A 6,899-nucleotide genomic window follows, 5' to 3' on the forward strand; every position below is an offset into this window, starting at 1 on the left:
GAAGTGGTGAACCTAACAAAGTCCTACTAGTGTGCTGCGTCAGAAATTCAGCCGTTTAATTATTGCCTTGTTGTGGTAGTCGTTGGGTTGATTTTGGCGAGGTAGTCGGCGAGGGACTTGAGGATCTCGTCGGCGGTCTTGGTCCAGCGGAAGGGGCGCGGATTGTCGTTCCAGGTATCGATCCAGGCGCACCGCTCGCGCGCTGGGGACCGTCGCAGTCGTGGCGGCGATCGCGGTATCCGGGGTGAGTACCGCGCTTGCAGCCCCATCATGACACCAACCCCCACACCAACATCCGCTGAAGTGGCAGACGAGACGACGCCCCCAGAACCGCCAACGACCACGACAGCGATCCCGCCGCCCACGGCGACGGGGCCGGTATCGGCTGCCGATGAGACAGCCTCCGCCGCGACCACAACACGGCAAGCAACGGGGCCGGCGCCTGCCATTTCCGCCGAACTTGAGACCAGCTCGCCCGCCCCGACTGCGACATCCGAGTCCACGACCAGCGCATCCCCGCCCTTGGCCCCACTGGAACCCGAGCAGGGTCGGCCCGGGAAGATCCAGTACACGGGCAAGCCGACCGAGAATCCCAACGACAAGGTGGTTCCGGGCAAGATGCGTTCCGATCGGGAGGAACTCCCCGCAGGCTGGACCAAGGAGCAGGCGGACCGGGCCGAGATCGCCGAGGCCCGTCTTCAGAAGAACCAGCAGGAGGAGAGCAGCGGAATCACAGCATTCGTTGCTCCGGGATGCCAGATCTACTGGCCGTCGGAGTTCCAGGTCTGCGGCGCTATTCGCGATAAGTACAACTCCCTCGGTGCACAGTTCAGCTTCCTGCTCTTGCCGACGACCCACGAGCTGACCAACCCGGACGGGCACGGCAAGCGCAGCCACTTCAGAACGGTCCGATCTACTGGTCCGCCGCCACGGGGGCACACCCGGTCGTCAACGTCTTTCACCAGAAGTGGGGCCAGTACAGGGCCTCGGCAAAGTCGTGAGTGATGCCCGCTGAGCTGCGGTTTCAGTGCGAGATGGCACTCGACGGGGAGCGTGGATTGGGGCGGGCACGACCGTCTCGGTGATGATTCAAGTTCCTACACAAGCTCCACAACCAGGAACGAGTCGTGCCCGCTTCCTCATCTTCTCCCATGCCCGCTCCGATATCGGACACCGGGATCCTCGACGTGCTCGACCTTGTGCCTGATCCACGGGCTCGACGTGGGGTTCGACACCGGTTGGCGGTGATCCTGTCGGTCGCGCTGGCCGGGGTGTGTGCCGGCGCCCGCTCGTTCACTGCGGTCGCGGAATGGGTTCACGACGTGCCGGCGGATGTGCTGGACCGGCTCGGGATCAAGGGTCGGCCACCGTCGGAATCGACGATCCGACGCACCCTCGGCCGCCTCGACGCCGCGGTGTTGGACCAGGTCATCGGGGTGTGGGCGTGGTTGCGGACCGGGGTGGTCGACGGGCGCCGGGTGGTCGCGGTCGACGGGAAGACGTTGCGGGGCGCGAAGGATGCCGCTGGGCATCTGACGCACCTGTTGGCGGCGCTGGACCAGGGCAGTGGGGTGGTTCTCGGGCAGGTTGAGGTCGGTGCGAAGACGAACGAGATCCCGCTGATCACCGATCTGCTCGATGCGCTCGATCTCACCGATGTGGTGGTCACCGCGGATGCGTTGCACTGCCAGCGGGGCACCGCCGACTACATCGTCGGTCGCGGCGGACATTACGTGTTCACCGTGAAGAACAATCAACGATCCCTACGGAACTTGTTGAAGTCGTTGCCATGGAACGATATTCCGGTTTGCTCGTCGACCGGCGGCCGTGGTCACGGTCGACTCGAGCGGCGCACGATCAAGGCGACCGAGGTCGATGCCGGGCTCGGGTTCCCGCACGCCTGCCAGGTGTTGCAGGTTCGTCGCACCGTGACCAGGAACGGCCGGAAAACCGTTGAGGTGGTCTACCTGATCACCTCGATGCCGATGACCTCTGCGGCTCCGTCGCAGGTCGCGGCCTGGATTCGCGGGCACTGGGCCATCGAGAACCGCCTCCACTGGGTTCGCGACGTCACGTTCGACGAAGACCGCTCCACCATCAGCACCGGCACCGCGCCGCGAGTGATGGCCACCATCCGGAACACCGCCGTCAGCATCCTCCGGTTGGCCGGTCACACCAGCATCGCCACCGCCCTGCGGCACCACAGCCGCAACCCGCACCGGCCGATCGACCTACTTCACACCATCTGACATGCAATTACATGACTTTGCCGGGGCCCTGGGGGCCAGTACGGCTACGAGGCTGGCTGGCTCGGTTACCCGAAAACCGACGAGGTCGTTCTCAACGGAGGACGCCTCCAGGACTTCCAGGGCGCGACAATCTACTGGCCCGTGCTTACGGGGGCCCACCCTGTTGGCGGCGCCATCCGTGATCGATGGGCCCAAACCGGCTGGGAAGGCGGGCCCCTTGGATATCCCACCTCAGATGAGATCTGGGTCGGCCACAACAACGAAGGCCGTATGAACCGCTTCGAACGCGGCGTCATCTACTGGTCGCCCACAACCGGCGCGCATTCGGTCCGGGGCGACATACTCGAACAATGGTCTCTGGCCGGATATGAAAAAAGGCTCTACGGGTATCCTACGAACGAGGGAGTTGACGACGGAACTGGATGGTTCACACAACAATTCAGCAATGGATCAGCCGCCGGCGAGATCAGTGTGCCCGTCAGTCCACCTCCAGTGGATTACATTCAGTTCGATACTCGCGAAGAGGCATTGGCATATTTCGAAAGCCTCCAAAACGGACAATCCGCGCCCGACTTACCGCAGCCGGAGAGGCTCAGCCCGATGGGACTGAACCTCGGGCCCTGCGAACTTAAGCGGCTCTTCGTAGTTAGCAGTGGCATTGATGCCGGCTGGGTGTGCTCCGCCGGGAGCGGCGGGTGCAGGCCCACCGTACCCGGCGCCGTTGATTCTCGGGATTGCGGAATCCGAACGCAATCCGTCCGACGTGCTTGACGATCCGGTTGTAGCCTTCGCTGCGCGCGTTCGACAGACCCGTCTGGATGGCCCGGACGATGGGGTCCTGCCAGGTCTCGACGGTGCGGGCCAGCGCGGTGACCTCCGGCACCGAGCAGGCGGCGCAGAACTTGTAGAACCGATACAGGGCGGCTCGGATCTCGTGCCGCAGCCCACCGCGACCGGTGCACGCGAGCAGGTCGCGTAGCAGTTCCTTGGCGATCCAGGCGGCGGCGATCTCCTCGCTCGGGTCGGCGGCGAGCAGCTTGGTGAACAGTTCGGTGCGCTGCTGATCGGTGAGGGTCTCGGCGCCGCGCAGCAGCCGGCGGCGGTTGATCCACTCGACATCGGACTTGCGTCCGCGCCGACCGCGGTGGGTCTGGGTGACCCGCCGGCGCACCGCATCGACGACCTCGTTGGCCTTCTTGACCAGGTGGAACCGGTCGACCACCAGCTCGGCGTGCGGCAATGCCTCGCGCACCGCCTTGGCGTAGACCGAGGACAGGTCGATGGTGACGTGGGTGATCTGCTGTCGCCACTGCTCGTCGCGTGCGTGCAGCCAGTCGAGCACCGTCGCCGAGCTGCGCCCGTTGACCTGGGCAAGCAGGCCCTGGTCACCGGTGACGTCGACCAGTCCGGTGTCCCACCGGTCCACCCACCGCCGGGCGCCGGTGACCGGGTCGGTCTCCCACTTCGCCTTGCCGCGGCGGGTCTCGTCGATACCGAGCACCGTCACGGGGGCTGGTTCGTCGTCGAGTGCGGTGTCGGCGACGGCGACGACCCGATCGTGGACCGTGTGCCAGGCGCACCGGTACTCGGCGGCGACCGCGGCCACCGAACGGTCGTCGTCGAGGACGGCCGCGGCCATCATCGTCTTCGCCCGCGGGGTGACCCTGCTGCGGGGCGGGATGCCCGGCACCGACTCGGTGAACACCTTCCGCCCGCAGGAGATGTTGGTGCACAACCATTTCCGCTTGTTCCATTCGAGCCGGGGACGGTCGGGGCCGACCTGCACATCGCGGGGACGGGTGGTGACCCAGCCCTTCGACCGTGTCGACGTCTGCCCGCACTGCGGGCACATCCCGACCCACCGGGGGTCGGTGCCGAGCCGGACGATCCGGCTGCCGTCGTCGACGCGCCGCACCGATTCGACGACGACGCCGTCGAGATCGAGCAGCAGTGAGCCACTACTGTGGAGCATGCCCGCGTTCCTTGCTGGTCTGGTTGCCTGAAGAACACCCAGCTCACAAGGGCGCGGGCCCTTTTTCAATCACCGACACGGCACGGGGTCGGACGACATCACGCCCCTACCAACTGCGAAGAGCCACTTAAGCCAAACTGGATTCATTGGCGGACCAAGAGCGGACCCGGGAAGGGCTACGGTGTGGTCGGATTCAAGCCGACAACCGAATGCGAGACGCCTGTATCGAGCATCACCCACGAGACGGAACTGAAGTACCAGTATTACGGCTGGTGGTACACGACATCTGGGATAGTCGATGTCGAAAGCTCCACCGGAGCATCCACGTCCTACCTGGAGTCCAAGAACGTGGCCCACGCCTGTACAGGTGAGGTAGAAACCTGGTTCTGGGGGGTCGTTACCGGCCGGATCAGCTATATGGGTAAGAATTACTGGGCGGTCGTCTATCCACCAAAGAAGCGCTTAAACTGCAAGGTGTGATCAGGCAAGACCGGATCGCCCCCGACGACGAACTCCGAAACGATCAACCCGGCGCATTTCTGCGGGGAAGAGCCGGAGACCTCCTCGACGCAAGAAGCAGCGAAACCCTGTTTATGAATTGCGACTTGGAGGTCTTCGGGGTTTTCAGACAAAGGCAACTTCCGGGCACGGTCTCGCCACGTCAAATATTGGAATGAAATCTTCCCGGAGTTTCGGTATCGTTGTTCATTTTCTGATTGCGGACGCTACCGCGCGACGGTAGCGTCCATGTGATGACAGATTCGGGGCAGTCGTGGTGGGTGGATTACAACGCCAATATTCTCCGCGCGCGCGAAGCTGGCTGGGACGGGAACGAGCCGTTGCTCTCGCGAGAGATGTGCGAACTGCTCGATGACGTCGACGCGGCGTTCGCGGTCACCGGCGCGGACACTCCGGGATGGCCGAACCCGTACGAAGGTGGTCCCGGACCGGACGAAGAGGCGTACGAGCGTTCCACCCATCCAGAGCGGTTCCGGATCGTGGTGGCCAGGGCGCAAGCGTGGACGAAGGTACTCCTCAACCGCGGCCTGGCGCGAGAAGCATCGCGTATCGACTGGGCGCTTGCGCCCCTGGAGACCGGCGGTGCCGACACTGTCCTCAAGCCAGCCGCCGAGGGTGCGGTTCCACTGGTGCTGAGGACGCACGCACCGATGAACCCTGACCATCCCTTCAACATCACAATCGCTGCGGGCGACCCCGCGGTGGCGTTGGCATCGATTCCCGACTGTGCTTGCGACGGGTGCGACCGCGGATCCGCTTATCTGCTCAAGGACATGGACATGTTGGTAGTCTCTGTCGTCGACGGGTCGCTCGACGTCGATCTTGGAGACGACTACTACTGGGTCCGTACATCGTTCAAAGCCAAGGGCAGCGGGATCCAGGATCGCCACACACGGACTGCTTTTACGGCCGCACCGTGGCTCGTGAACTGGGCATCACGCCCGCTGCAGGCACGTCCAAGTCTGCGTCGACCTTGGTCTCCGACATGAGTTGCGGCACCCGCAATAGCTGAGCATGACCCACAAATGGGACAACTTCTGCGCGAGGCGAGGCGCAGGAGAACTACGCCCAAAGAGAGTTAACGACGCTTACTGGCACGTCGCTGCTTGTCCCTGCGCTCGATTACACCCGGCGGTCTCTCTGCTCAACATGACCAAGACCGGGCTGGTGAGCCCGATGCTCAAGTTCTTGATCCCGCGTCTGCTGCTGACGCAACTGCTGTTCGTGCAGCCGAGCGCGTTGGCGCTCGACGTGCATCCAGTCGAGTGCGGCGCGGCGGTCGTTCGGTCGACCCCCGGTAAGGGTGTCCTCGTCGGTGATGTGGTGGGTGCTGCGGTAGGCGGCTGCGTCCGCGATGGTGGTCCGCCACAGGGCAGCGTGTTCGGGATCGTCGGGGCAGCGGCCGAGGGTGGACTGTGCCCAGGTCGGGGCGGTGTCGTCAGTGAGCTGGTTGCGGTAGTCGCGGCGCAGATCGGCGATGGTCTGGTAGTCCTCGCGGATCTGTGCGGCGAGATCGGGGTCGAGATGGTCGGCATCGGTCACGGGCGCGATGATCCACCCGGGGGCGTCGGGGTGGGTGAGGTCGCGGCCGTCGGCGGCGATGCGGTCGAGTTCGGCGAGCAGCACGGTGGCCGGGGCTGTGGCTCCGGCCCGCTCCGCGAGGTCGGCCACGAACTCCTCGACGCTCGCTCCGGTGATGCGGTGGATGTGTTCGATGCGTCCGGCGATGGCCTGTGCTCGTTCGTCGTCGGTTTGCAGCGCGAGGGTCGGCAGGTGCTCGGCGATGGTGTCCTGGTGCTCGGTGAGCCATGCGGTGTTGCGGCGGGCGATCAGCTCGGTCAGCGGCTTGGCCATGTCGGAACGCAACGCGGCGGCGGTGGTGTCGACACCGTTCTCAGCCAGGCGCTCGTGGTGCCAGGTCAGGAGGTTGACCGGGTCGACACCGGCTTGGGCGGCGCGGTGGAGCTGGCGGGCGAGCAGGCGTGCGGAGGCCTCTTCGGCGATGCGAGTGCCGAGTTCGTCACCGAATGCGGCGGTAGCGAGAGTGCGGACCCGCTGCGTCTCGAGCAGTGCGGAAGCGTCGCGGTAACGGCGGATCACCTCACCGATGCCGGTGTCGGCAGCCTTGGCGTGTTCGGTGACCTCGGTGTAGCGGCGGG

At 64.9% G+C, this 6,899-nt stretch carries 4 protein-coding genes and 3 pseudogenes; 5 read left to right on the forward strand and 2 right to left on the reverse strand.

Features of this window, described 5'->3' with window-relative positions:
* Positions 1-911 precede the first annotated feature (911 nt).
* From CQZ88_RS30440 to CQZ88_RS32365, 3 genes and pseudogenes are all read left to right on the forward strand, one after another.
* The gene (locus CQZ88_RS30440) at positions 912-1,001 is read left to right on the forward strand and encodes a hypothetical protein (RefSeq protein WP_230831827.1); all 90 of its coding nucleotides are present in this window, start codon (positions 912-914) and stop codon (positions 999-1,001) included.
* 243 nt (positions 1,002-1,244) lie between these two features.
* A complete protein-coding gene (locus tag CQZ88_RS04660) occupies positions 1,245-2,249 on the forward strand; it encodes an ISAs1 family transposase (protein ID WP_029546326.1) in 1,005 nt (334 codons plus the stop codon).
* 72 nt (positions 2,250-2,321) lie between these two features.
* Positions 2,322-2,609 (forward strand): annotated as a pseudogene (locus tag CQZ88_RS32365) (LGFP repeat-containing protein); the annotation flags it as partial.
* 286 nt (positions 2,610-2,895) lie between these two features.
* Here the strand turns inward: CQZ88_RS32365 and CQZ88_RS04670 are convergent.
* Positions 2,896-4,268: pseudogene (locus CQZ88_RS04670) on the reverse strand (ISL3 family transposase).
* A gap of 136 nt (positions 4,269-4,404) precedes the next feature.
* Between CQZ88_RS04670 and CQZ88_RS29470 the strand changes: the two are divergent.
* Together CQZ88_RS29470 and CQZ88_RS04675 are read left to right on the forward strand one after the other, a co-directional pair.
* On the forward strand, positions 4,405-4,701 hold the full coding sequence (locus tag CQZ88_RS29470; protein ID WP_146034252.1) for a hypothetical protein: 297 nt from the start codon (positions 4,405-4,407) through the stop codon (positions 4,699-4,701).
* A gap of 272 nt (positions 4,702-4,973) precedes the next feature.
* Positions 4,974-5,729 carry a DUF6226 family protein gene (locus CQZ88_RS04675; RefSeq protein WP_080688405.1) on the forward strand — a complete coding sequence of 252 codons (756 nt, stop codon included), beginning with the start codon at positions 4,974-4,976 and terminating at the stop codon, positions 5,727-5,729.
* A 133-nt stretch (positions 5,730-5,862) separates the two neighbouring features.
* Here CQZ88_RS04675 and CQZ88_RS30445 read toward each other — a convergent pair.
* A pseudogene (locus CQZ88_RS30445) lies at positions 5,863-6,899 on the reverse strand (TraA protein); the annotation flags it as partial.

Origin of the sequence: Rhodococcus sp. ENV425, from assembly GCF_002887785.1 — a bacterium.
Taxonomy (GTDB): Bacteria; Actinomycetota; Actinomycetes; order Mycobacteriales; family Mycobacteriaceae; genus Rhodococcus; species Rhodococcus aetherivorans.

Coding starts and splice junctions, on each gene's coding strand:
- CQZ88_RS04675 (WP_080688405.1), top strand. CDS start 4,974: ATGACAGATTCGGGGCAGTCGTGGTGGGTGGATTACAACGCCAATATT.